The sequence below is a fragment of the Barnesiella sp. An55 genome, assembly GCF_002161555.1.
GTDB lineage: Bacteria > Bacteroidota > Bacteroidia > Bacteroidales > Barnesiellaceae > Barnesiella > Barnesiella merdipullorum.
Genome location: NZ_NFHZ01000012.1, coordinates 45,610 through 66,193, shown reverse-complemented (window position 1 = coordinate 66,193; position 20,584 = coordinate 45,610). Strand labels below are relative to the sequence as shown.

The 20,584-nt window shown below is 51.2% G+C and carries 20 protein-coding genes; 12 read left to right on the top strand and 8 right to left on the bottom strand.

Features of this window, described 5'->3' with window-relative positions; all coding sequences use genetic code 11:
- The first annotated feature begins 101 nt into the window (after window positions 1–101).
- Together serC and B5G10_RS08455 are read left to right on the top strand one after the other, a co-directional pair.
- Window positions 102–1,169: a 3-phosphoserine/phosphohydroxythreonine transaminase gene (serC, locus tag B5G10_RS08460; protein ID WP_087424303.1), complete on the top strand. Its 1,068-nt coding sequence runs from the start codon at window positions 102–104 to the stop codon at window positions 1,167–1,169.
- 11 nt (window positions 1,170–1,180) lie between these two features.
- Window positions 1,181–2,101 (top strand): NAD(P)-dependent oxidoreductase, encoded by a 921-nt coding sequence (locus B5G10_RS08455; protein WP_087424302.1) that lies wholly within the window; start codon window positions 1,181–1,183, stop codon window positions 2,099–2,101.
- A 168-nt stretch (window positions 2,102–2,269) separates the two neighbouring features.
- On the opposite strand, the gene B5G10_RS08450 is transcribed toward B5G10_RS08455, so the two are convergent.
- The gene (locus tag B5G10_RS08450; RefSeq protein WP_087424301.1) at window positions 2,270–2,947 is read right to left on the bottom strand and encodes an MIP family channel protein; all 678 of its coding nucleotides are present in this window, start codon (window positions 2,945–2,947) and stop codon (window positions 2,270–2,272) included.
- 252 nt (window positions 2,948–3,199) lie between these two features.
- Between B5G10_RS08450 and B5G10_RS08445 the strand changes: the two genes are divergently transcribed.
- Window positions 3,200–4,387 (top strand): FprA family A-type flavoprotein, encoded by a 1,188-nt coding sequence (locus B5G10_RS08445; protein ID WP_087424300.1) that lies wholly within the window; start codon window positions 3,200–3,202, stop codon window positions 4,385–4,387.
- Window positions 4,388–4,538: 151 nt separating this feature from the next.
- Here B5G10_RS08445 and B5G10_RS08440 read toward each other — a convergent pair whose 3' ends face one another.
- The 3 genes from B5G10_RS08440 to B5G10_RS08430 all read right to left on the bottom strand — a co-directional run bounded on the left by B5G10_RS08440 (window position 4,539) and on the right by B5G10_RS08430 (window position 9,261).
- Entirely contained in the window at window positions 4,539–6,947 is a 2,409-nt protein-coding gene (locus B5G10_RS08440; RefSeq protein ID WP_087424299.1) for a tyrosine-protein kinase family protein, read from the bottom strand.
- Between the two features lie 5 nt (window positions 6,948–6,952).
- Window positions 6,953–7,759, bottom strand: coding sequence for a polysaccharide biosynthesis/export family protein (locus tag B5G10_RS08435; protein WP_087424298.1), 807 nt, complete (start codon window positions 7,757–7,759; stop codon window positions 6,953–6,955).
- A 176-nt stretch (window positions 7,760–7,935) separates the two neighbouring features.
- Complete coding sequence (locus B5G10_RS08430) at window positions 7,936–9,261, bottom strand: DcaP family trimeric outer membrane transporter (RefSeq protein WP_087424297.1); 1,326 nt, start codon at window positions 9,259–9,261, stop codon at window positions 7,936–7,938.
- Between the two features lie 112 nt (window positions 9,262–9,373).
- Between B5G10_RS08430 and B5G10_RS08425 the strand changes: the two genes are divergently transcribed.
- The 5 genes from B5G10_RS08425 (at window position 9,374) to B5G10_RS08405 (ending at window position 13,223) form a co-directional block, all read left to right on the top strand.
- Window positions 9,374–9,730, top strand: coding sequence for a hypothetical protein (locus B5G10_RS08425; RefSeq protein ID WP_087424296.1), 357 nt, complete (start codon window positions 9,374–9,376; stop codon window positions 9,728–9,730).
- 12 nt (window positions 9,731–9,742) lie between these two features.
- Window positions 9,743–10,333 carry a uracil-DNA glycosylase family protein gene (locus B5G10_RS08420; RefSeq protein WP_087424295.1) on the top strand — a complete coding sequence of 197 codons (591 nt, stop codon included), beginning with the start codon at window positions 9,743–9,745 and terminating at the stop codon, window positions 10,331–10,333.
- Window positions 10,334–10,417: 84 nt separating this feature from the next.
- Complete coding sequence (locus B5G10_RS08415; RefSeq protein WP_087424294.1) at window positions 10,418–11,047, top strand: DedA family protein; 630 nt, start codon at window positions 10,418–10,420, stop codon at window positions 11,045–11,047.
- Window positions 11,048–11,282: 235 nt separating this feature from the next.
- Window positions 11,283–12,017 (top strand): copper homeostasis protein CutC, encoded by a 735-nt coding sequence (locus B5G10_RS08410; RefSeq protein ID WP_087424343.1) that lies wholly within the window; start codon window positions 11,283–11,285, stop codon window positions 12,015–12,017.
- A gap of 12 nt (window positions 12,018–12,029) precedes the next feature.
- Window positions 12,030–13,223 (top strand): transglutaminase-like domain-containing protein, encoded by a 1,194-nt coding sequence (locus tag B5G10_RS08405; protein ID WP_087424293.1) that lies wholly within the window; start codon window positions 12,030–12,032, stop codon window positions 13,221–13,223.
- A 111-nt stretch (window positions 13,224–13,334) separates the two neighbouring features.
- Here B5G10_RS08405 and rpe read toward each other — a convergent pair whose 3' ends face one another.
- The 4 genes from rpe to B5G10_RS08385 form a co-directional block, all read right to left on the bottom strand.
- Window positions 13,335–13,985 (bottom strand): ribulose-phosphate 3-epimerase, encoded by a 651-nt coding sequence (gene rpe, locus B5G10_RS08400; protein ID WP_087424292.1) that lies wholly within the window; start codon window positions 13,983–13,985, stop codon window positions 13,335–13,337.
- A 197-nt stretch (window positions 13,986–14,182) separates the two neighbouring features.
- Window positions 14,183–14,833 (bottom strand): ATP-binding protein, encoded by a 651-nt coding sequence (locus B5G10_RS08395; RefSeq protein WP_087424291.1) that lies wholly within the window; start codon window positions 14,831–14,833, stop codon window positions 14,183–14,185.
- Complete coding sequence (locus tag B5G10_RS08390) at window positions 14,830–16,191, bottom strand: MATE family efflux transporter (RefSeq protein ID WP_087424290.1); 1,362 nt, start codon at window positions 16,189–16,191, stop codon at window positions 14,830–14,832. The genes B5G10_RS08395 and B5G10_RS08390 overlap by 4 nt, the downstream gene beginning before the upstream one ends.
- Window positions 16,192–16,491: 300 nt before the next feature.
- Window positions 16,492–17,394, bottom strand: a complete 903-nt coding sequence (locus B5G10_RS08385) for a nucleotidyltransferase (protein WP_087424289.1) — start codon at window positions 17,392–17,394, stop codon at window positions 16,492–16,494.
- A gap of 335 nt (window positions 17,395–17,729) precedes the next feature.
- On the opposite strand from B5G10_RS08385, the gene B5G10_RS08380 reads away from it, so the two are divergent.
- From B5G10_RS08380 to B5G10_RS08370, 4 genes are all read left to right on the top strand, one after another.
- Window positions 17,730–18,320, top strand: coding sequence for a sigma-70 family RNA polymerase sigma factor (locus tag B5G10_RS08380; protein WP_087424288.1), 591 nt, complete (start codon window positions 17,730–17,732; stop codon window positions 18,318–18,320).
- Between the two features lie 73 nt (window positions 18,321–18,393).
- Entirely contained in the window at window positions 18,394–18,552 is a 159-nt protein-coding gene (locus tag B5G10_RS12710) for a hypothetical protein (protein ID WP_158098802.1), read from the top strand.
- Between the two features lie 325 nt (window positions 18,553–18,877).
- Window positions 18,878–19,420: an RNA polymerase sigma-70 factor gene (locus tag B5G10_RS08375; protein ID WP_087424287.1), complete on the top strand. Its 543-nt coding sequence runs from the start codon at window positions 18,878–18,880 to the stop codon at window positions 19,418–19,420.
- Between the two features lie 167 nt (window positions 19,421–19,587).
- Window positions 19,588–20,517, top strand: a complete 930-nt coding sequence (locus B5G10_RS08370) for a FecR family protein (protein WP_087424286.1) — start codon at window positions 19,588–19,590, stop codon at window positions 20,515–20,517.
- Window positions 20,518–20,584: the final 67 nt, after the last annotated feature.

Sequence of the window (20,584 nt, the reverse complement as noted above, 5' to 3'; positions counted from 1 at the left end):
AGAACAAAAAAGATACAAATAAAACAAAATATAGAAAGAAAAGAATTACTTTTGCAATCTATCAGAACCAAATTTATACCAAACACTAAACAAATATTGTTATGAAGAAGCACAATTTCTATGCAGGACCCTCTATCCTGAGCGAGTACACCATTAAAAATACGGCCGATGCCGTTATCAACTTTGCCGGTACGGGCCTGTCGCTGATGGAAATTTCGCACCGCAGCAAGGAATTTACAGCCGTTATCGAAGAGGCTCAAGCCCTGGTTAAAGAGTTGCTCGAAATCCCCGACGGATACTCTGTTCTGTTCCTGGGTGGTGGTGCCAGCCTGCAATTCTGCATGGTTCCCTACAACTTGCTGAACAAAAAAGCAGCCTACCTCGAAACCGGTACCTGGGCTGTCAATGCCATCAAAGAGGCTCGTCTCTTTGGCGAAGTTGACGTGGTTGCTTCTTCGAAAGAGGCCAACTTCTCATACATACCCAAAGGCTATACCGTACCCGACGACGTGGACTACTTCCACTTCACCTCGAACAACACGATCTATGGTACCGAAATGCGTTTCGACCCCGACGTAAAAGTGCCCCTGGTAGCCGATATGTCATCCGATATCTTCTCGCGCCCCATCGACGTGTCGAAATACGACGTCATCTATGCCGGTGCCCAAAAGAACCTGGCCCCTGCCGGTGTAACGATTGTCATCGTGAAGGAGTCGGCCCTCGGCCATGTAGAGCGCGCCATCCCCACCATGCTCGACTATCGCACGCATGTGAAGAAAGGCTCCATGTTCAACACCCCGCCGTGTTTGCCCATCTATGCAGCCCTGCAAACCCTCAAATACTACAAAGAACTGGGCGGCATCAAAGAGATGGAACGCCGCGACCTGGAAAAAGCCGCCATCCTCTACGATGCCATCGACTCGAGCAAGATGTTCGTAGGTACCGCCGCACACGAAGACCGTTCGATCATGAACGTATGCTTCGTCATGAAAGAGGAGTACAAAGATCTCGAAAGCGCATTTATCGAATTTGCCGGCACAAAAGGCATCGTAGGTATCAAGGGGCACCGCTCGGTGGGTGGTTTCAGAGCCTCGATCTACAACGCCATGCCCAAGTCGAGCGTCGAGGTACTCATCGAAGCCATGAAAGAATTTGAAAAGAACCACTAATACCGAGAACTATGAAAATAGTAGTTGCCACAGAAAAACCGTTTGCCGCCGTAGCCGTAAACGGAATTAAAGAGGTGCTCGATGCCGCCGGTATCGAAATGGCACTCCTGGAGAAATATACCGCCAAAGCCGACTTGCTGAAAGCGGTCGAAGATGCCGACGGACTCATCGTGCGCAGCGACATCGTCGATGCCGAGGTGCTCGACGACGCCAAGAAACTGAAAATCGTCGTTCGCGCCGGTGCCGGTTACGACAACATCGACCTGAACGCCGCTACGGCCAAAGGCGTATGCGTGATGAACACGCCGGGCCAAAACTCCAACGCCGTGGCCGAACTCGTATTCGGCATGACCATCCTGATGATTCGCAACCACTTCAACGGCACCTCGGGCACCGAGCTCAAAGGCAAGAAGCTGGGTATCCACGCCTATGGCCAGGTGGGCCGCAACGTCGCCCGCATAGCCAAAGGATTCGGCATGGAACTCTACGCCTTCGATCCCTATTGCCCCAACGAGGTGATGGAGAAAGACGGGGTGAAACCCGTAGCTTCAGTTGAGGATCTCTATCGCACCTGCCAGTTCGTATCGCTGCACATCCCGGCTACCGCCGAGACCAAACAGTCGATCAACCACGCGCTCATGTCGCTCATGCCCAAAGGCGCCGTGCTCATCAACACGGCTCGCAAAGAGGTGATTCACGAGGAAGACCTGGCCCGTGTACTCGAGGAGCGTTCCGACTTCCGCTATGTAGCCGACGTGGCTCCGGCCAACGCTGCCGCGCTGTCCGAGAAATTTGGCGACCGGGTATTCTTCACCCCCAAGAAGATGGGTGCTCAAACGGCCGAGGCCAATATCAATGCCGGTATAGCCGCTGCCCGCCAGTCGGTAGGATTCTTGAAAGAGGGTATCGACAAGTTCAGAGTCAACAAGTAATTGCGACCACCTAATTTTTCTAATAAAAAGCCCCCTTGCGCCACTCGGTACAAGGGGGCTTCTGTTTTATTCCATCGAGGAGACGAGATTCACACCACGACTCGTCCCTACACAAAACAAAGGCAGCGCTCCATTCAGGAGCGCTGCCTTATTTCTATCTCAAACAGATTACTCTTTGGTCAATATGTTCCAAACGATGGCCGACAAGGCTGCACCAAAGAAGGGAGCCACAATGAAGAGCCACAACTGCGAGAGCGCTACACCACCCTCGAAGAGAGCCGGAGCAATACTGCGGGCCGGATTGACCGACGTGCCGGTAATGGGGATACACACGATGTGAATCAGTACCAAAGCCAAACCAATAGCCAGGCCGGCAAAATTACCGGCACCCCGTTTTTCGTCGGTCGTGCCCAAAACCACCAGCACAAAGATAAAGGTAAAGACTGCCTCGGCTATGAAGGCCTGCAACGCCTCACCTTCGCCAAAGCCGTTGGCTCCCGTCATAGTCGCACCCGACGAACCACCCGTCGAAACCAAGGCATAAATAACGGCCGAGCCTATAATCGCACCAATTACCTGGAAAATCATATACATCACGGCATCCTTACCGCTCATTCGTTTCGACAGCCACACCCCCAGCGTAATGGCCGGGTTGATATGGCAGCCCGATATGCCGCCAATAGTATAGGCCATAGCTACTACCGAGAGGCCAAAAGCCATGGCTACACCCAATGTTCCTACTCCTGCTCCACAAGCAGCAGCCGCATTACCGGCAAAGACGGCGCTTCCGCAGCCCATCAATACGAGTACAAAGGTACCCAACATTTCTGCCAAATACTTTTTCATAACGATTCATGTTTTTCAGGGCCATCGTGTATCCTCAAACCGTTTTATCGCCACAGTTTCCAGAGCCACGAGATAGGCCCAAGTTAGTAATTAGTTAATTCCAGATTAAGATTCTCTATACAAAGAAAAAAAATAAATTCTAAATCTACGCATAGATTCGCGGTTTTTTTCTTACTTTTGAGGCCTTTTTAAACAAAAGAGACTCATTTGTGTTTGAATATTATTATCATATCGGGTTAATTTAATTGGATTATGAAGATAACAGAAATCGCAGAAGGAATACACTATGTAGGAGTAAACGACCGTTGTAAAAGCAAGTTTGAAAACCTTTGGCCGCTCCCTTATGGAGTATCCTACAACGCCTATCTGATTACCGACGAAAAGAATGTACTGGTCGATACCGCCGATGCGGCTTATACCGAGCAGCTGCTCGACCACATCGCCGAAATTATCGGAGACCGCACAATCGACTATCTGGTCATCAACCACATGGAGCCCGACCACTCGGCCTCGATTCAATTCATCCGTCAAAAATATCCCCACATGACGATCGTGGGCAACGCCAAAACCCTCGAAATGGTGAGGGGCTACTATGGCATCGACGACAACACGCTCTGCATCAAAAACGGCGAAACCCTCAACGTGGGTAAACACACGCTCACCTTTTACCTCACGCCCATGGTTCACTGGCCCGAGACGATGATGACCTATTGTCACGAAACTAAAACGCTCTTCTCGGGCGATGCTTTCGGCTGCTTCGGCACGCTCGACGGCGGTATCAAGGACACCCAGTTGAATACCGAGAAGTATCGGGGCGAAATGACCCGCTACTACTCCAACATTGTGGGCAAATACGGGTCGGCCGTACAAACGGCCTTGAAGAAACTGGCCGGGGTAGAAATCAAGCAAATCTGCTCGACCCACGGTCCCGTGTGGGAGAACGAGGTGAACCGGGTTATCGATACCTACGACCGTCTGAGCCGGTATGAAGCCGAGCCGGGCGTAGTAATCGCCTATGGCAGCATGTATGGTCACACCGAACAGATGGCCGAAGAGATTGCCCGTGAGCTGGCTGCAAACGGCATCAAGAATATCGTGATGCACAACGTTTCGCACGACGATCCCTCGTTTATCCTCCAAAGCATCTTCCGCTATCGGGGACTCATCATCGGCAGCCCCACCTACTCCAACCGACTCTATCCCGCAGTCGATATGCTCACCCAGATGATTGCTACCCGCGACATCAAGAACCGGATATTCGGCTACTTCGGCTCCTTTACCTGGGCCGGTGCCGCCGTGAAACACCTGGCCGCCTTTGCCGAATCGATGAAGTGGGAAACCCTGCCTTGTTGCGTAGAGATGAAACAAGGACTTACCCCTGAGATCAAAGAGCTTTGTCGGGCTTTGGGTCGCGAAATGGCTGCCCACATCAAGGCTTAAGCCGTCCAAAGAAATATTCCTATAATAGAAGTCCCTCGAGAGTCACACGACAATACGCTCGAGGGACTTCTATTTTTACCCCTGTCCCTGCAAAAAAAAAGAGAGGACGACTCTTGCAAGTCGTCCTCCCCATATATCGTATAAAACGAAATCAATTTTTCCGGCGGAACCAACGCTTGTACCACGGCAGGGACTCGTCCGCCGAAGCATAGCCATAACCATACCCATATCGGCTACCGCCGTACTGTCTATATGAATAGGCCTTGGAATCCATATTCACATCATTCAGAATGAGATAGACCGGCACAGCAATACGCTTGGAGTCGATCCATTCGTTCAACATCTCGATAGCAGCCTTGTTGGTATAATTGGCACGAGCCACGTAAACCATGATATCGACCGCACGAGCCAACAGGAAGGTATCGGATACCATGCCCAACGGAGCCGTATCGAGTATCACATAGTCGTAGTGGGCTCGAGCATAGTCGATCATCTGTTCAAACCGGTTGTTCATCAACAGCTCGTTGGGGTTGGGCGGGATGGGCCCGGCCATGAGAATATCGAGATTGGCATCGACACCCGAGGAATGGATGAGCGAAGCCAAATCGCTATTTACGCCCGAGAGATAGGTGGTAACCCCCTCGCGATTGGAGAGATGGAAATATTCCGAAAGGCGAGGCCGACGTATATCCACCCCGATGAGCAAGACTCGCTTGCCGGTGAGCGCAAAGCTCAGAGCCATATTCGAGGCGATAAAGGTCTTGCCCTCATGCATCACCGATGAGGTGACGGCCAGTACCTTCTTGTCGGAACTGGTCAATACGAATTGCAGGTTGTTACGCACCAGTCTGAACAGCTCGGCAATAGGCTCGACACTCTGTTTTTCCACCACGAAGAATTTGCCCTTGGGTTTGCGAGATATCTCGGCCAGAATGGGTATGGAGGTGAGCCGCTCGAGGGTCTTCTTGTCTTTCAGGATGGGGAAGAATACCATTCTCATATAGATGACAAAGCCCGGGATGAGCACGCCCAACAGAACGGCGGCACACAAGAGCAGCAGCTTCTTGGGCGACACAGGCAGCCCCGTCGAGTCGGGATCGTCGATAATGCGGGCCACCGGCACCACCATGCTCTTGGCCAGCGAGTTCTCCTCACGCTTTTCCAACAAGAAGACGTAAAGGTTCTCTTTGATGCGTTGCTGGCGAATGATGTCGGAGAGCTCCCGCTCATAGAGCGGCACATTCTTGATCTTGTCCTCGATTCTGTTATCCTGCCGGGTTACATCCCGTTTCTTGATCTCTAGCCCTTTGCGCAGGCTCTCCACACCTTTGAGCAACAATACCCGCTGGGTCTTTATGTTGCGGGTGAGTTCAACGACAATGGGGTTCGACTCCGACGAGGAGAGCAACAGCCGCTCGCGTTGTTGCAAAAGCTTGTTGTAGCTGGTTATCTGCTCAGAAAAATCTTTATCGTCGATACCCAAAACCGGGATAGGCATATATTCGTTTTCGGGGACCGCCAGAAACTCTTCGATATAATTGACCAAACTTTTTTGCAGTTCCAGCTCGGCCAACTTCTCATCGGTATAACCCGTTTGCTCAATATACAGTTTGGCTTCGGACGAGAGGTCTATCAAGTTGTTGTGGCTGCGATAGGCTTCGACCTGCGCCTCGGCTATCGCCAACTCTTCGGAGATGGACGAGAGGCGGGCGTCGATAAACTCCTGCGTCTTCTCGTTTCCCTGGTTCTTGAGGTTGGCGGCATCGATATTGTAGAAATCGACCAACGCAGCGACAAAGTCCTTACCTTCTTGAACGACCGGCGTGCGATAGACAACCGACAGGATGGTCGCATCTTTCGAGGCAAAGGATACGGTCAGATTCTCGGCAATCGTCTTGCTCATGCCTCTGGGATTGGACAGTCTCATCAGCAAGGTCTTCTCCATCACCGGGATAGTATCGCCGGTATATCGCATCTGCACCGTACCACCATTGAACGGCACCGTATAAGGCAGAGCGTCGATTACCTCGTCGCAAATCTCCACCTTGTCGCCATCGATATTATGGGTATAGGCCAAGAGGTGGAATTTACCACCCGAGCGAGGTTCCAGTTCGATAGTCAGTGGCGATTGTATGGCCCGCAGGTCAATCGAGTCGGGCACGAGTTCGACCGGCGAATTGCCATACAGCGGTGTCGTGCGCATGAACGGTTTCCAGGCATACGACTTGTAAAGCCCCAGCGACTCGACCACCGCGGTTATCTGATTCTTGGAACGGAAAACCTCTATTTCGTTGTCGATATTGTTCTTATAGGCCGACAGGCCCAGGCTCTCCAACAACACATTGCTGTTGTCGCTCTTGTCGTCCTGGATATAGACGGCCGACGTTACCTCGTACTGCGGAGTCTGCCGAAGGGCATAAAACATGAACAGTGCCGCCAGCAACACGATGCAAGCAACAAACCATTTCCAGCGCGAAAGGCACTCCAGCAAAAAGCCAGTAACGTCAAACGACTCTTCCGAGTTCCGCCCCTTCGTTTTATTCTGTTTATCTTCTTCCATAGCTTTTATTTCGAAATGCTCCAGGCCGTAATAATCAAGTTGGCAATAGTCAGCAGAATAGAAGTAGCACTAAATACCAGCGATGTGGTAGGCGGTACGACCACAGCCGAGTTAGCCTTCGACTTGTTGGGTTGTACATACAACACATCGTTCTGCTGCAAATAGAAGTAGGGCGAGGAGATTAAGTTTTTGTCATTCAGGTTGATGCGAGCAATCTGCTTGGTCCCGTCGGCATTGACTCTCACCAGAAGCACATTGTCGCGACGGCCGGTAATGGCCAGGTCGCCGGCCAAAGCAATAGCATCGAGCACACTCACCCGTTCGTTTTGGATGGTAAACATGCCCGGCCTGTTCACATCGCCCAGTACCGAGACCGAGAAATTCTGTATCCACACCGATACCTGGGGCAACTCGCTCAAATATTTGGGATAGAGAGCCTCTTGAATCATCATCGACACCTCGGTCTTGCTCTTTCCGCCTACATGAAGCTTGCCGAGCACCGGGAAGTCTATATCGCCGTTCTGATCGACCAGGTAGAACTCCTCGGGCGTAGTCATGGTTCCACGCACGAAAGCCTCGCCCTGCATCAGCCGCTTGTTAAACGGGACTACCACTTCGTGATTCTTGGCCATCACCGAGATATCAAGTATATCGCCCGGGGCCAAGATAGGCGAAGGTTGCGGTGTAGCCGCATTTAAGACCTCGGCCGGGATACTCTCGACATCGATCATATAAGGGACACTCTTGGACGAAGCACACGACGTAATTCCCCAAATAAGAATCCCCACACATATCCAATACAAATATTTCATTCTTTCTTCTTTATAGTAAGGACATTTAACCAAGTTGCAAAAATAACACTTTTTAAACGGCTGGCAATAGTTTTGATTGAAAAAAGCAACTACATGAGAGGCCTGGACACACAAAACCCGCCCTCTCGAAACTATCGCAAAAAACGAGAAGGCGGGCTCCACTAAAAAAGCTGTTTTTAGAAATTATACCGTATCATGGTGTTGATTCGATTGGCCTGTCCATCCTCCCGGTTGAGGTTGGAACGACGGCCATAGAGATATTCGATACCTATGCTGCAATCGCTTGTAAGGCTGTAAAAGGCGTTGCCCACAATATATTGGGCATATCGGTACGAGTCGGGCGAGAGAGCTCCCTGCTTGCTATACACCCGGCTCTGGCTATACGAGGCCGAGATAAAAAACTTGGGGGTAAAGTCATATCGCAAACCGGCCACATATCCCAGCGTCTTGGGGGCATAAAGCTTGCCCTGCGTGTCGGGGTCGGGAATGAGGTCGAACCCCTCGTCGTTCAAGCCGTTCAGATATTCGCCATATCCATATCCATAAACCCCTTGGTAGTAGAGCGAGAGTTTGCGGGTAAAGTGGGTAATACCCGAGAGTTGCACGGCCCAGCCCAATACCGACCGGTTGCGCTCGGCTACCAAATCGCGGTAAGAGAGTCCGCGCAACAAACCCGAAGCCCGTATGTGGTCGTGCCCCCCATTCCAGCCATACTGGATGTAGAAGGGAATATCGGGCATACGCTGGGCTATGGTGGTGTTGTAGCCGTCGTCGAGCGTACAGGTAACCGAGGGAGCCTCGGCAGCCAAAGCCATCTGCCAGTGCTTGCCCAGGTCGAAGGTGTAGCGCATCATCACGTTACGCACGCTGGTCAGCCCGGTGGGGCCTTCGTAGTCGATTGTGGGAGGTGCGGCAGCGGCATCGACAAAGGTACTCCACGTCTGTCCTATCAAGAAACCGCGAGCCTGTACATAGGCCTGATCGAGCCTGAAGCCATAATTCTGCCCGGCTCTGAAGTCTCCGTCGATAAAGACGGTATATTTGCCCAGTACCGAGTTATCACCCACCAACTTGAAAAACAGGTGCGAGGTCGAAGCATCCATCTGGAACTGGTTCCGCTCGGCCGGATTGCCGGGTACCGGTATATCGTAGGTGATGAAATCGCGGTTGGGCAATGCCCCGTCGAAATCGTAGGAAGCCGTTACCTTCACATAGCCACCCACTCCAAAGGCAACCTTGCCCTTGCGATCGACAAAGAGAAACCGCGGAGCCCGAGGGTCTTGGAAGTGAAGTTGTCGGGTATCGTAAAACATCCCTATCAACTCGCTGTTTGCCTCATTTCCGCCCCACAGAAAAACGAGTCGGTCCGAAGCTTCGGAGGGCGCATGACGCCCGCGTTGCTCGGCCGGGTCGGCTGCCTGAGTATCGGGAGCATCGGCCGCCTGTACCGGCGACAGGAAAAGCCCCATAAGACAGGCACAGGAAAAGATCAATTTTTTCATATACAATCAGGATTTATAAGTTTTATTTTCAGTAAAAACAACAACAGTCGCAAATTGTTGAAGCAATCGTAAAAATAAGTAACTTTGCCCCCGACGAAAACAGACTACACGCATGGATACAATTTTGTTGGCTCTCACCCCCGAATTCGAGATGTTGAGAGATGATATGGGATATGACGAGTATGAAGATTTCGATGCCTACGACATCTTGTTTCAACAGGGATATGACCGCCAGTTGATCGAGGTGGAGGACGGCGAGACCTTCGAGGTTCCCGAAGGATACCAGGCGACGATACAGAGCGACGACTCTGACGACACCGAGTTTTACCTGCTTGAGTGCGAGGCCGACCTGTCCAACAAGGAGAACTTCATAGCCGACTCGCTGCCGGGCGGCAACTACCGCTACGATGCGGCCGAAGGAGCCTTCTGGAAAATCGACGACCTGGACTCCGACGACTCATTTCTATAAACCCCTCGACTCATGGATACAGCCCCTGTCGAGGTCCATCCCCTCACCCCGTTCCTCCCGCCACAGGCCCGCATCTTGCTGCTGGGCAGTTTCCCGCCACCGCGCAAGCGCTGGTCGATGGAGTTCTTCTACCCCAACTATACCAACGACATGTGGCGCATCTTCGGCCTCATCTTCTTCAACGACAAAGACCACTTTGTCGATACGGCCCACAAACGATTCCGCCGGGAGGAGCTCGAAGCCTTCCTGCGCGAAAAAGGCATAGCCGTGAGCGATACCGTGGCGGTAGCCCGAAGGTTGAACGGTAACGCCTCGGACCTTACCCTCGAGGTGGTCGAGAGGCTCGACCTGGCCCATACCCTCGACCAGATGCCCCACTGCCATACCATCGTTACTACCGGACAGAAAGCCACCGACACGCTGTGCGCCATCACCGGGGCCACCCCTCCGCCCATAGGCCAATCGACTCTGGTGAATTTTCACGACCGACAGCTCAAGCTCTATCGCATGCCCTCGACTTCGCGTGCCTATCCCAAACCTCTGCCCGAAAAGGCTGCTGCCTATCGTACCATTTTTCAAGATTCGGACTTACAGACGTATTAAATTTCTGTTACATTTTTGCGAATATTTTCATTTCTAAGTCGAAAGTATTACTTTTGCAATCTCAAAAAAACATAATCCTTTTATATGGAATCTTTATCATTTATTCAGTGGTGTCTCGATAATCTCAATTATTGGACCATCACTTTCCTCATGATGATCGAGAGTTCGTTCATCCCCTTCCCCTCCGAAGTTGTCATCATTCCCGCAGCATACAAAGCCGCATACGGCGAACTCAACATGTATCTGGTGGTCCTCTTCGGTACCTTGGGTGCCGATATAGGGGCTATCATCAACTACTACCTGGCCCGCTGGATTGGACGCCCTCTGGTCTATAAGTTTGCCAATAGCCGCGTGGGCCACATGTGCCTGCTCGACCAGGGCAAAGTTGAAACGGCCGAGCGCTACTTCGACAAACACGGCAGCATATCGACCCTCATCGGCCGACTCATCCCTGCCGTGCGCCAACTCATCTCCATCCCCGCCGGTCTGGCCTGCATGAAATTCTCGAAATTCATCCTCTTCACCACCTTGGGCGCCATGTGCTGGAATATCGTGCTGGCTGCCATCGGCTACGGATTCCACGCCGTAATCCCCGAGGATGAACTCATCCTGAAGGTACAGACCTACAGCCACGAAATTCTCTATGTGCTCATCGCCATCTGCGTCTTTATCGTGGGGTTCCTCATCTACAAGGGAATGAAAAAAACGAAATAAGATATACCTCCCGTGCAAAAGCCGTTACAGCGAATTCTGTAACGGCTTTTGTCGTATAAAACAGTCTTGCTCCGGTAGAAAAATCTCGAACCAACTTGACTCTCTGCACTCACCTTTCACTATCTTTGCATACCGTGAAAATAGGATGCGGTTCGGCAAAAAGCTCAAGCAAGCTTGGTTTTCTGCACTCACCTTTCACTATCTTTGCAACACACACCGAAAAACAACCGATATGATCGAAACCGAACTTTGTGCATTCTCACTCGAGGCTTGCCAGGCTGCCGCCCGCGCCGGCGTAACCCGTGTAGAACTGTGTGCCTCGCCCTACGAAGGAGGTACCACCCCCTCGGCAGCCCTCATACGCCGAGCCCGACAAATACCCAACCTGCAACTAAGTGTGATGATTCGCCCCCGAGGAGGCGATTTTCTCTATACCGACGACGAGTTTGACCTGATGCTCGACGAGATAGATTTCGTGCGCGAATGTGGGGCCGACTGTGCCGTGGCGGGCATACTCACCCCCAACGGCCAAGTGGACGAAGCCCGCACCGCCCGACTCGTAGAGCGCTGCGGCTCGATGCAGTTCACCTTTCACCGGGCCTTCGACATGACGCGCAACACCTCCGAAGCTCTCGAGGCTCTCGTGCGCGCCGGCTGCTATCGGGTGCTCACCTCGGGCGGCCGCAACACCGTCATCGAGGGAATCGACACCCTGCGCTCGCTGGTGCGTCAGGCCGACGGACGCATCGCCATCATGGCCGGCAGCGGTGTAGGTCCGTCGAACGTACGAAGCCTGGCCCAGGCCGGGGTCGATGCCGTGCACTTCAGCGCCCGCTGCCTCATCGAAAGCGGCATGACCTACCGCAATCCCAACGTCTCGATGGGAGGTGTGCCGGGAATTCCCGAATATGCCTCGGTAGGTGCCGACGAAAACAAGATACGCGAAATACTTAATCAACTCAACTCATAAACCCCATACAACATGAAAAAGACTCATATCCTTTTGCTGGTGTCGGCGGCACTCGTCTGCTCGTTTGCAGGCTGTACCGCATCGAATTCTTCGGCCGACAAACAGCAACTCGAGAGCGTACTCGACGATTCGCCCCGGGCCGACAGCCTGCGCACGCTACTCAAAGAGACTCCCCGCGACGAACAGGCAGCCATGACCTACCTGCTGGCCTGGATGCCCCAGGGCGACCGCGACACCATGGACCTGGCACTGCTGCGCGAAAATGTGACTTATGCCTGTCGGGCTCGGGCCGAATTTCCTTGGGCCAAAGCCTTGCCCGACTCGATTTTCCTCAACGAGGTACTGCCCTACGCCTCGGTCGATGAGGTGCGCGATGCCTGGCGAAAAGACTTCTACGAGCGTTTCGCTCCCCGGGTAAAAAACTGTAAAACCATGCGCGAAGCTATCGACACCATCAACAGCATCATTCCCAAGGTGGTAGGTGTCGAATACAACACGTTGCGCGAAAAGACCAACCAAAGCCCGGCCGAGTCGATGCGCCAGGGCATGGCCTCCTGCACGGGACTCTCCATTCTGCTGGTCGATGCCCTGCGCTCGGTAGGTATCCCCGCCCGATTTGCGGGCACGGCGGCCTGGCACGACAACCGGGGTAACCACAGCTGGACCGAAGTCTGGATCGACGGCACTTGGTACTCGACCGAATACTACATTCCCCCCAAACTCGATGGGGCCTGGTTCATGGCCGACGCCGGACAAGCGACTCCGGGCGACCGCATCCACGCCATCTACGCCGTGTCGTTCCGTCCTACCGGCGACTGGTTCCCGATGGTATGGAACCAAGAATCGCGCGATGTGCATGCCGTCGATGTGTCGCAACGCTATATCGACCTCTACGGCCAGCAGACTCAAACCATTGCCCGGGAGAATACCCACGTTATCGTCACCTTTGTCATGTACAAGGACAAACAGCACAGTTCCAACTCGGAAGACCGGGTCGAGGCTAACGTCGATGTATTCTGCGACGGGGTGCAAATGGGCGGCGGCCGCACCGCCGGTCCCTTGCAAGACATGAACGATGCCCTCAAGTTCCTGGTGGCAAAGGATCATACCTACACTTTTGTCTATGAAAACGCCCGGGGCGAACGCACTACCATAGAAACGAAGGTAGGCACCGAACCCGTGACCGTGGTAGGATATATGGAATAACGAGCCGCTGGAGACAAACGAAGCTCCTCGGCCGATAAAAGAGAGCCCCTCGCCTGCAAAGCATCGCAGGCGAGGGGCTCTCTTTTTTTATCCTCTTCTTGTTTCGTGTGGTTACAACTCTTTCAACCGGGCAATGGTATCGAGCGGAGCCTCGGAGTGGAACACAAAGCTACCAGCCACCAGAGCGTCGGCACCAGCCTCGACCAACTGACGACCCGTCTCGAGATTCACCCCTCCATCGATTTCGATAACAGCCTGCGAGTGACGACGGGCAATCATCGCCTTCAAGTCGCGCACCTTGTCGAGTATGCGAGGGATAAACTTCTGTCCGCCAAACCCGGGATTGACCGACATGAGCAGCACCACATCGACATCCTCGATAATATCCTCGAGCAGCGATACCGGCGTGTGAGGATTCAGCGAAACGCCCGCCTTCATGCCGGCTGCATGAATTTGCTGTACGACCCGGTGCAGGTGCGTGCAAACCTCGTAGTGTACCGTCATGATGGCACCCCCTACCCGCTTGACCTCGGCAATGAACTTTTGTGGCTCGACAATCATCAGGTGCACGTCGAGCGGTTTGGTACAGCGGCGGTTCACAAACTCCAGTACCGGGAAACCAAACGAAATGTTCGGCACAAACACACCGTCCATCACGTCGATATGCAACCAATCGGCCGCACTCTCATTAATCATATCTATCTCACTGTTCAGGTTACCGAAATCGGCCGACAGCAACGATGGAGAAATTATCACGCTCATGGCTCAATCTTTTTTAATATTGATTTTTTACAAAGATAGTGAAAGTCGAAAGTAGAAAAACAAGCTTGCTTGATTTTTATACTGAGACGCATCCTATTTTATCCAAAGATAGTGAAAGGCGAGTGCAGAGACAAACGGAAAACGAAGTTTTCAACGTTTGGCTATACCGAGCCGCATCCTGTCTTCTTCAAAGAGATTCACTCACCCGGCCGCAACCGATAGAAAAACTTGTGATGTTCGAAGCCAATCTCGAGCAACCCGAAGCGTACAAACCGGGCGATATGCTCCACGGCCGACTTGTAAGAGAGGTGGGCCAAGCGACTGTATCGGTTCACCGTAATCTCGCCATGCTCGGCCAGGTAGTCGAGCAACAACTGTTCGCGCTCGGTATATTTCACAAGCGAGCCCCGCTTGCTGTTCTTCTGGCGCCACACCGCCAAATGCACAGCCGTAGCCAGTATGTTTTCATCGGCAATGCGCACATAAGCCATATACTTGCCAGGAGCCACCTGAGCCTGCACGGGCATCTCGGTCGCTTTCGGAATCTCGGCAATGAGCACCGTCTTGCCATCGACCGTATAGGTGCGCATCTCGATATCGACCTGCGGCTGGCAATAGAGCCGGGCTGCCGCCTCGATCATGTAAATCTCCTCTTCGGAACGCACCCCGGCTATGCGCCCATTGTCTTTCACCCCGATGAGTAACCTACCCCCGTCGGTATTGGAGAAAGCCGAGAGTGAGCGGGCAATCTTGCGGGCATCGGAAATCTCGAACTTGAAATCCTGCTGCTGATGCTCCCCTTCGTCGATGAGTTGTTGCAGATATACTTTATCGGATATCGGTTTCATGATTCACTACTTTTCATCAGTTTGCGCAAACGGTAACGGAACCGCAACCAAAACAGAAATCCGGCCGAGAAGAGTCCTGCCGGAAAGGCGACCCATACCCCCACGACTCCACCATTCAAGGTGAAACCACACACATAACCCACCGGCAGTGCGATAATGAAGTAGGCGATGAAGGCAATCCACATCATCGGCTTCACATCGGCCGTACCACGCAGGGCATTGGCAAAGGTTATCTGCAAGGCATCGCCAAACTGATAGACAATGAGCGAGTAGATGAGTACGGCAACCACAGCCATCACCTTGGGATCTTCGGTAAAACTGTGCACGATAGGCACCCGGGCCAGGTAAAAGAAGAGACTGGCCGCCACGGCCAACACCAGAATGATGCCCAACCCGGCATGAACCGCCCGGCGCAGATTATGAAAATCGCCCTGCCCCATAAAATGGCTCACTCGCACGGCCAGTGCAGCCCCCATGCCATAATAGATCATGAAGCCCAGCGTACTCACCGAAACCATAATCTGGTGTGCAGCCAGCGGCACACTGCCCAGCCAACCTACCATGATGGCACTCAGCGAGAAGGCAGCCGTCTCCATACCCATCTGCAAAGCCAGTGGCCACCCCAGGGCATTGAGCTGGACAAAGTCGTTGCGATTGAAACGCGAGTGGCGTATGGCCTCTCGATAAGCCCGATAACGAGGCATCCACACCACAATACCCACAAAGACGAGCAGCATGACGACCCGCGAAACCAATGTACTCACCCCGGCACCAAACAATCCCCACTCGGGGAAACCAAAGGTACCATAGATAAGCAGATAGTTCCCCAGAATATTGAGGGCATTGCCTCCCAACAGAATCCACATGGGTGTGCGGGTATCGGTAAGCCCCTCGGCAAACTGCCTGAAGCTATTGAAGAGCATGACAAATACCAGCGAGATGAGTTGCAATATGAAGTAGGGCCGTATGTGAGGCAACAGTTCCACCGGTTGCCCCATCTTATCGACATAGCAATAGACCACATACATGATAGCCGTGAGCAATATGGCCACAGCCGTGTGAGCCATGAGAGCATTGCGAAAGACCCGCCCGATACCCTGAACGTTGCCACTCCCCTGCAACATGCCAATCAAGGGAGTAAGCCCATAGGAAAAACCGGTGGCAAAGATGATTGCCAGATTGAACACGTTATTGACAAATGCAGCGGCAGCGAGCTCGTCGGTACTGTGATGACCAATCATCACCGTATCGGCAAGCCCCAGTATAATCATGCCCAACTGTCCCACCACAATGGGGAGGCCCAGTTTGAGCAACGAGCCAACCTGCTGTTTGTAAGGCAATAGCGGAATCGTATTCATAAATTATATCTTGGTATCGACAAAACAGTGGGCAAAGATAGTGAAAGGTGAGAGCAGAGGAAAACCGGAAACACAGTTTTCGAAGTTTGACTATGCCGAACCGCATCCTATCTTCTACAAAGATAGTGAATGGTAAGCACAGAGAAAAACCGGGAACGCGATTTTCATGTTTAACTACGCTCAACCACATGCTATCTTATTTAATATGAGCCTCCCCTCCAGGAAAGCACAAAGAGAGAGAGACTGTTCTCGTGCGAGAACGGCCTCTCTCTTGATTCATTTTAGATTCGAGAGCTCGGTTTAGAAGAGCTTGGCAGGGTATTCCCCGGCAGCTACGAGCGCTGCAATCTTATCGACAACCGACTGACGATCGGCGGCATAAGTTACCCCGAACCATTTCGACGGCGTGTCGAGCACGGTTACCGTAGCCTTACCCGACTGAATGAGGTCGTTGACCAACAACGGAATGAAGTACTCGGCCTTGAGATTCCCGATATTGGCTTTGAGGAAGTTGACGAAATAGTCCTCGGAGTATTTGAAATAGTCGGGAGTGAAACCCCACATATTCATCGACACGGGCGTATTGTCGTCGATAGCCGTCCAGGTATCGTCGTCCTCCTTGTACATTACCTTCCCGTCGCGACGCTCGATTTGCGTGCGTTCAACCACCGAGGTAAGGTGCTTCGAAGCATTGGTCTCGCAAATACCACGAGCCACGGTACCACTCTCAGACAACGTATTGCCCACGCGATAACCTACCATGCAATAGTCGTTTTGCTTGCCGTCGAGGTTCTTCAGATAATCGGCCAGGATGGCAAAACTTTCACGGCCATAGAAGTCGTCGGCATTGATTACGGCAAACGGCTCTTTAATTACATCTTTACCCATGAGCACGGCGTGGTTGGTACCCCAAGGTTTGGTGCGGCCTTCGGGGCAAGTGAAACCCTCGGGCAGGTCATTGATCGATTGGAACACCAGTTCGCAGGGAATGTGCCCTTCGTATTTGGAGAGGATTTTCTCTCTGAAATCCTGTTCGAAATCTTTACGAATCACAAAAACGACTTTGCCGAATCCACCCCGCAAAGCATCGAATATCGAGTAATCCATAATTGTTTCACCATTGGGGCCCAGACCATCGAGTTGTTTCAAGCCCCCATACCGGCTACCCATACCGGCGGCCAATACAAAAAGAGTCGGTTTCATAGCAGTTTCTTGTTTTTTAGTTTTTCCATGAGTTGCAAATGTAATTATTTTTTGCGAGAAACCGTCCAAGCCACCCAACTTTTAAATTCTCCGCATCATACATTCTACCACACCCATCGCGCCCCAGGAAAGGCCACATCACAATGCCAACAAATCGATTTTGTTCACGGCAATAATGTTAAAAATGGAACGATAGGATAAAAAAATTCTATTTTTACTTTCCGATTTCAAAAAAAACATCTTTATTTGCAACGAATAATAATTATTGAATCACTCTAAAATAAGATTGCCTATCGACAAAACACTACGCTTAAATTAAAAAAAGAGAGGTAGTAATGAACGATTTATTCGACCGCACCGACGAAGAATTGGTTGCGCTGTATGCCGAAGGTAATAATGGAGCTTTTGATGTATTGCTGAAGCGTCATCAAACTCGTACTTTCAACTATATTTTCTACATTGTCAAAGATAAAGAGTTGGCCAACGACATCTTTCAGGAGACCTTTGTCAAAGCCATCATGACTATCAAACAGGGCCGATATACCGAGAACGGCAAATTCCCGGCATGGATTTCGCGTATCGCCCACAATCTCATTATCGACTTCTTCCGCCAGGAGAAGGCCGACAACTACATCATCTCGGACAATGAGAACATGGACATCTTCAACCGCAAGGAGCTGAGCGAAGGGACCGTCGAAGACACCCTCGTGCACAACCAAATCGAAGCCGACGTGCGCCGGCTCATCAAGGCGCTGCCCCACTCGCAACGCGAGGTCCTCATCATGCGCTACTACAAAAACATGAGCTTCAAAGAGATTGCCGACCACACCAAGGTGAGTATCAACACCGCTCTGGGACGCATGCGCTACGCCATCCTCAACCTGCGGAAGATGGCCGAAGAGAACAATATCGCTCTCACATTATAAAAAAAGAAGGTAGTATAGATAATAAAACACAGGCCATTGACGTTTACTTTATATAAACATCAAGATTCGGCCTATGAAAAAAACCTCTACTCCCAAAGACACCCCTACAGTGAGAAGCACTAAATCGTTACAGCCCTCGGCATCGACTCTCGACTTCATCAGGCAGTTTGCCAGAGCTTACTCATTCGAGCCACAACTCCCGGCCTCGTTAGGCGGGTTTGTCAACAACTGATACAAAAAGAGGAGAACCTTCGGCATGAGGCTCTCCTCTTTTTTGGGTCCCCTTCATACCCCCGACGAATTACCAACCTTACCCCATGCAGAGTGCAGCACCACCCCTCATGCCAGACATCAAAACTTTTTTGAAAAAAATTTGTCATTCCACTTTCATTTTTATTCCATAATATATTATATTAGCACGAAATTTCTCTTTATGAGAGAGGCTTATTGCGACCTTAAGAATCTAATTGTCATTAAGAAAAGAAACACGAAGTAAACAAATTGCGGCTTAATAAACCTTTTCAGGAGAGGTATAGATTTTGATTATTCAAAGTTGAATGGCACCGATTGTTCATGACGATAACGATTTTAACCACATTTTTAGGACGTCTAAAAATGGATTTATTCAATTTGCATACTCCTACTTGGGGAATATGCAAGACGCCGAAGATGTGGTCATGGAGTCGTATATCCAGTATTGGGAAAACAAAGACAAAGAGACTTTCCATGCCACCAATATAAAAGGATATATCTTTACCATCATACGCAACCGGTGCATCGACGTTCTCGAGGAGCGCAAAGACCTCTTGCAAAAAAACGACGAACTGCACAAGCACCTTATCGGTGAGATCGAGCTCAACATTTCGTCGCTGAAAGGCTGCGACCCGTCGGACCTCTTTACCAGCGAAATCGAAGAGATTGTGAGCGATACCATCAAGACCCTGCCCAACCGCACCCGCGAAATATTCTACGAACGATACCTCGAGCAAAAGCCCTACAAAACCATTGCCGAGAACTTTGGCATCTCAGTCAAAGGCGTAGAATTCCACATAGCCAAAAGCTTGAACATCCTGCGCAAAAACCTGAAAGACTATTTGTAGCCACACCGACCTCTCTCACTCATCTGTATCAAAAAAGACAGTCGCGCTACAACCCGAGAAGGCTTTTTAAAGAAAAGCAAGATTCATAAATTGTTTTAAATCTATTTTTGCCAAAAAAACTTATATCCCCACTAGGGATACAAAGATTTATAAGGTTTATATAATGTATGAAAAAAGAAACATTATATAGATATTTTGGCAATTGCGCCACCGAAGAGGAGCGCAACGAGGTGGTGGAATGGGCCAAAGCCTCACCCGAAAACCTGAAGGAATTTTGCCACGAACGCACCATATACAATGCCGTCTTATTATCGACCGACCATGTGCAGCACACCCAATATGATTTCCGACGTCACTATCGCATACAACTTTTGCGCATAGCGGCAGTAGTCATTCTGCTCCTGTCGGTAGCCTTTGGCGCCTTCTATTTCACGCTGGGCGACCGCATTGTACCCCTCTACTCGCTCACCGTACCGGCCGGCAACAGCAACACCCTGCTCCTGCCCGACGGGACAAAAGTATGGCTCAATGCCGAATCGACCATCAAATACCCCTCGTCGTTCATGGGGCTGCAACGTAATATCGAAATCGAAGGTGAAGCCTATCTCGAAGTGGCGCACAACCGGTGGAGACCCTTTATCGTAAATACCCCCAACGGAAAAATAAAAGTGCTAGGTACCAAATTCTACCTCACCTCGACCAACGAAAACAACGACTTCATGGTATCCCTCATCGAGGGCTCGGTGAAAATATCGTCGGGCGACAAAAGCGCTACACTCAAGCCCGGGTACCGGGCACAATTCAAAGACGGTGAGTTCAAGCAATCGGTCATCCGCTCTCTCGAAACCGAGTTGTGGAAAGATGGCATATACTATTTCAAGGACCAATCGTTTGACGAGTTGATGGAAGGATTTGAAAAATGTTTCGGAGTAAAAATCAGCATTGCCCGAGAGGTCCAGAGCAACGAACGCTATACCGGCAAATTCTATCGCTACAACGGAGTACAACATGCCCTGCAGGCTCTGCAACACGATTTCGACTTTGACTTCAAGTGGAACAATCAACACGATACCATTTACATAACAGCCAAACATTAAAAAATCTTTAATGCCTATGGAAAAATAAACGATGCACCTTATTCTACCATAAAAAAGCAATTATCAT

Coding starts and splice junctions, on each gene's coding strand:
- serC (WP_087424303.1), top strand. CDS start 102: ATGAAGAAGCACAATTTCTATGCAGGACCCTCTATCCTGAGCGAGTAC.
- B5G10_RS08435 (WP_087424298.1), bottom strand. CDS start 7,759: ATGAAATATTTGTATTGGATATGTGTGGGGATTCTTATTTGGGGAATT.
- B5G10_RS08390 (WP_087424290.1), bottom strand. CDS start 16,191: ATGAATACGATTCCGCTATTGCCTTACAAACAGCAGGTTGGCTCGTTG.
- B5G10_RS08375 (WP_087424287.1), top strand. CDS start 18,878: ATGGCACCGATTGTTCATGACGATAACGATTTTAACCACATTTTTAGG.
- B5G10_RS08445 (WP_087424300.1), top strand. CDS start 3,200: ATGAAGATAACAGAAATCGCAGAAGGAATACACTATGTAGGAGTAAAC.
- B5G10_RS08405 (WP_087424293.1), top strand. CDS start 12,030: ATGAAAAAGACTCATATCCTTTTGCTGGTGTCGGCGGCACTCGTCTGC.
- B5G10_RS08450 (WP_087424301.1), bottom strand. CDS start 2,947: ATGAAAAAGTATTTGGCAGAAATGTTGGGTACCTTTGTACTCGTATTG.
- B5G10_RS08440 (WP_087424299.1), bottom strand. CDS start 6,947: ATGGAAGAAGATAAACAGAATAAAACGAAGGGGCGGAACTCGGAAGAG.
- rpe (WP_087424292.1), bottom strand. CDS start 13,985: ATGAGCGTGATAATTTCTCCATCGTTGCTGTCGGCCGATTTCGGTAAC.
- B5G10_RS08420 (WP_087424295.1), top strand. CDS start 9,743: ATGGATACAGCCCCTGTCGAGGTCCATCCCCTCACCCCGTTCCTCCCG.
- B5G10_RS12710 (WP_158098802.1), top strand. CDS start 18,394: ATGAAAAAAACCTCTACTCCCAAAGACACCCCTACAGTGAGAAGCACT.
- B5G10_RS08370 (WP_087424286.1), top strand. CDS start 19,588: ATGAAAAAAGAAACATTATATAGATATTTTGGCAATTGCGCCACCGAA.
- B5G10_RS08385 (WP_087424289.1), bottom strand. CDS start 17,394: ATGAAACCGACTCTTTTTGTATTGGCCGCCGGTATGGGTAGCCGGTAT.
- B5G10_RS08395 (WP_087424291.1), bottom strand. CDS start 14,833: ATGAAACCGATATCCGATAAAGTATATCTGCAACAACTCATCGACGAA.
- B5G10_RS08415 (WP_087424294.1), top strand. CDS start 10,418: ATGGAATCTTTATCATTTATTCAGTGGTGTCTCGATAATCTCAATTAT.
- B5G10_RS08425 (WP_087424296.1), top strand. CDS start 9,374: ATGGATACAATTTTGTTGGCTCTCACCCCCGAATTCGAGATGTTGAGA.
- B5G10_RS08380 (WP_087424288.1), top strand. CDS start 17,730: ATGAACGATTTATTCGACCGCACCGACGAAGAATTGGTTGCGCTGTAT.
- B5G10_RS08430 (WP_087424297.1), bottom strand. CDS start 9,261: ATGAAAAAATTGATCTTTTCCTGTGCCTGTCTTATGGGGCTTTTCCTG.
- B5G10_RS08455 (WP_087424302.1), top strand. CDS start 1,181: ATGAAAATAGTAGTTGCCACAGAAAAACCGTTTGCCGCCGTAGCCGTA.